Raw genomic sequence first — 3,505 nt, 5'->3', positions numbered from 1 at the left:
GGCGCGACTCCGGCATGGCCGGCACGCCGAGCGCGCACGACCCGCGCGCGTGGGTGCGCTCCGACACCGACGAGGCGGTCGCCGCCGTCGGCGCGGTCATCGACGAGATCGACCCCGACGTCGTCGTCACCTATGACGCCCACGGTGGCTATGCCCACCCCGACCACATCCGCACCCACGAGGTGACCCGGGCGGCCGTGGCCGCCCGGCCCGAGGGCAGCCGCCCGGCGCTCTTCGGCGTCTTCACCCCGCGCTCGTGGGCCCTGGAGGACCGCGAGGTCCTCGCCACGCTGCACGCGCCGGCCCAGCACGGCTGGACGCAGCCGACGGGGGAGCTGCCCCCTTCGGTCGTGGACGACGCGGTCGTGACCCACGCGATCGTCGACGAGGTCGCCGTGGACCGGCAGGAGGCCGCGCTGCGGCACCACCGCACCCAGGTGACGCTCGGGCCCTCGCGCACCTATGCCCTGTCCAACGACATCGCGGCGCGGCTGCCGGGGCGGGAGGGCTTCGCCCGGCTCGACCTGACGACCGGGCAGCCCGTGCCGGCCGTCGTCGTGGGGGAGCGCCCGCCGCTCGTGGCCCGCCGATGACCGGGCTGTCGCCGACGACCCTGCGGCACACCATGGCCCACTTCGCGACCGGGGTGACCGTCGTGACGACGGTTGCCGACGGGCACGACCACGCGATGACCGCCAACTCGGTCACGTCGGTCTCGCTCGACCCGCCGCTCGTCCTCGTCTGCGTCGTCAAGGACACCGGCTGGCACGAGGCCGTGACACAATCCGGCGTGTGGGGGATCTCGATCCTCCCGAGCGCGGCTCGACCGGCGGCCAGCTGGCTGAGCACCGGTGGTCGGCCGCTGCAGGGACAGCTCTCGCGCGTGCCGCACCACCGCGGCGAGCTCGGCGTCGCCCTCCTGGACGACGCCCTGGGCACCCTCGAGTGCCGCACGAGCGCCCTGCACGACGCCGGCGACCACACGATCGTCGTCGGCGAGGTCGTGACGAGCCGGGCCGACGCCCGGCGCGACGACCCACTGATCTACTACCGCAGCCAGTACACGAGCACGAGGTGACCGCATGACCCACGACGACCGCTGGAGCGACGACGAGCTCGTCGACCGGCCCCGCCGGGGGCGCGGCTGGATCGCCGGCGCCTTCGTGCTGCTCGTCATCGCGGCGCTCTACGTCGCCGCGGCGATGTACTTCGGAGACAAGGTGCCGGCCAACACCCGCGTGGGCGGCGTCGCCGTCGGCGGCAAGACGCCCGCCGAGGCCCAGAGCACGCTCGAGGAGCAGCTCGCGGACGAGGAGGCCGAGCCGGTCACCCTCGACGTCGCCGGCAAGAGCGTGGAGCTCACCCCGGCCGAGGCCGGCCTGTCCTACGACTACGAAGCCTCCGTCGCCGGCCTGACCGGCTTCAGCCTCAACCCCGTCGACCTCGTCAACCACGTGCGCGGCGGCGTCGAGCGCGAGGTCGAGGTGCAGGTCGACGACGACGCGCTCGCGGCGGCCGTGGACGAGGCCACCGACGGCATGGACAAGAAGCCGACCGAGGGCAAGGTCTCCCTCGACGGGGCCAAGGTCGTCAAGACCTCCTCGAAGCCCGGTCTGGCGCTGGAGCGGGACAAGGCCGTCGCGGCGATCGCCGACGGGTGGCCGAGCGAGCGCAGCTTCGAGGTGCCGACCACCGCGCCGAAGCCGAAGCTCAGCCAGGCGGAGATCGACCGCTTCGCCAAGGACGACCTCACGCCGCTCGTCTCCGCGCCGGTGAAGGTCACGACGACCGATCCCAAGGGGTCCGGCGCCGCGAAGAACATCTCCTTCGAGGTCACGGCCGAGCAGCTCGCCGCCGCCGTGTCCGTCCAGGACTCGCAGGGCAAGCTCTCGGCGAAGGTCGACGAGGCGAAGCTCCAGGAGATGGCGGCCGCCGCCGGCCGGGGCTCGGGTCGCTTCCGCGCGGCGCAGGACGCGGTCGTGACGCGCAACGGGCGCAGCTTCTCCGTCTCACCCTCGAGCACCGGTCTCGAGCTGGACTCCACCGGACTGGGCGCCAAGGTCGCCGAGGCGATGAAGAAGTCCGGTGCGCAGCGCACCGTGGCGGCGACGTCGAAGCAGACGAAGCCCGACTTCACGACGATGGAGGCGCGGCGCACCCTGCCCAAGGAGCAGATCTCCACCTTCACGACCTATCTGCCGGACAACCCGGTGCGCACCAACAACATCAAGATCGCCGCTCGCCAGCTCAACGGCGCCTACGTGGCGCCCGGGGAGACCTTCTCGCTCAACGGTCTGCTCGGTCCGCGCACCGCGGCCAAGGGCTACCAGAAGGCGGGCGTCATCAACGCCGGCCGCCTCACGGAGGACTACGGCGGCGGCATCTCGCAGCTGTCGACGACCCTCTTCAACGCGGTCTTCTTCTCGGGGGCGAAAATCGAGGAGTTCCACCCGCACTCCTTCTACATCTCGCGCTACCCCGAGGGCCGCGAGGCGACGATCTCCTGGCCCGACGTCGACAACCGCTTCACCAACGACACCGGCGCCGGCATCCTCATCAACGCCTCGGTCAACGGCGACGAGGTGACGGTGAGCTTCGACGGGCGCAAGGCCTACGACAAGGTCGAGGCGAACAAGAGCGCCCGTCGCAACCTCGTGCAGCCCAAGAAGATCACCGACAACAAGAAGGGCTGCGTGCCCCAGTCGCCCGCGCCCGGCTTCTCCGTCGACATCACCCGCACCTTCATCAAGGGCGGGCGCACCGTGAAGTCGTCGAGCTTCACGACGACCTACATCCCCCAGGACGACGTCACCTGCACCAACCCCTGACGGAGCCACCCGAGCGGGGTCAGCCGAGTGCGGAGCCCGGGTAGGCCAGCACCGGGCCGTCGACGCTCACCGGGACCTGCTCGCCGGGCGCGGGGGCGCGGCGGCCGGTGACGCGGACGGCGACGAGCATGCCGTCGCCCAGGGCGACCTGCACGAGGGCGTGGGCCCCGTGGTAGGTGATGCGCTGGACCGTGCCGTGCGGGCAACCGGGGGAGTCGGTGAGCGAGAGGTCCTCCGGGCGCAGGACGACCTCGACGTCGCCGGGCGCGACGTCGGCACGCGGGGTGAGGAGCCCGAGGGCGCAGGTGATGCCCTCGGAGCCGGCCCGCCCGGGCAGACGCACGACGTCGCCGAGGAAGGCCGCCTCGCGCGCGTCGACCGGCGTCTCGTAGATCTCGTGCGGCGTGCCGACCTGGCTGAAGCTGCCTCCGCGCATGATCGCGACCTGGTCGGCGAAGGAGAGCGCCTCCTGCTGGTCGTGGGTGACGAGGATCGTCGTCGCCGCGGTCTCGGCGAGGGCGGCGGCGACGGCCTCACGGGTGCTCGCCCGCAGCGCCGTGTCGAGGGACGAGAAGGGCTCGTCGAGCAGGACGACGGCGGGGGAGAGGGCGAGCGCGCGTGCCAGGGCCACGCGCTGCTGCTGGCCGCCGGAGAGCTGGTCGGGCCGGCGGCTCGCG

4 protein-coding genes are annotated in these 3,505 nt (G+C 72.6%); 3 read left to right on the top strand and 1 reads right to left on the bottom strand.

Going from position 1 to position 3,505, the window contains the following annotated elements; genetic code table 11:
* From AC2W7J_RS16705 to AC2W7J_RS16695, 3 genes are all read left to right on the top strand, one after another.
* A partial coding sequence (locus AC2W7J_RS16705; protein ID WP_485983787.1) for a PIG-L deacetylase family protein occupies positions 1 to 593 on the top strand: 593 nt, incomplete at its 5' end.
* Positions 594 to 625: 32 nt separating this feature from the next.
* Positions 626 to 1,078, top strand: a complete 453-nt coding sequence (locus AC2W7J_RS16700; RefSeq protein ID WP_485983785.1) for a flavin reductase family protein — start codon at positions 626 to 628, stop codon at positions 1,076 to 1,078.
* 4 nt (positions 1,079 to 1,082) lie between these two features.
* Positions 1,083 to 2,828, top strand: a complete 1,746-nt coding sequence (locus AC2W7J_RS16695) for a VanW family protein (RefSeq protein ID WP_485983783.1) — start codon at positions 1,083 to 1,085, stop codon at positions 2,826 to 2,828.
* A gap of 19 nt (positions 2,829 to 2,847) precedes the next feature.
* On the opposite strand, the gene AC2W7J_RS16690 is transcribed toward AC2W7J_RS16695, so the two are convergent.
* On the bottom strand, positions 2,848 to 3,505 hold a 658-nt coding region (locus tag AC2W7J_RS16690; protein ID WP_485983781.1), incomplete at its 5' end, for an ABC transporter ATP-binding protein.

The organism is Janibacter sp. CFPM2_SD2 (assembly GCF_057364645.1).
The sequence above is the reverse complement of the archived record's forward strand: the minus strand, read 5'-3'. Positions and strand labels throughout refer to the sequence as shown.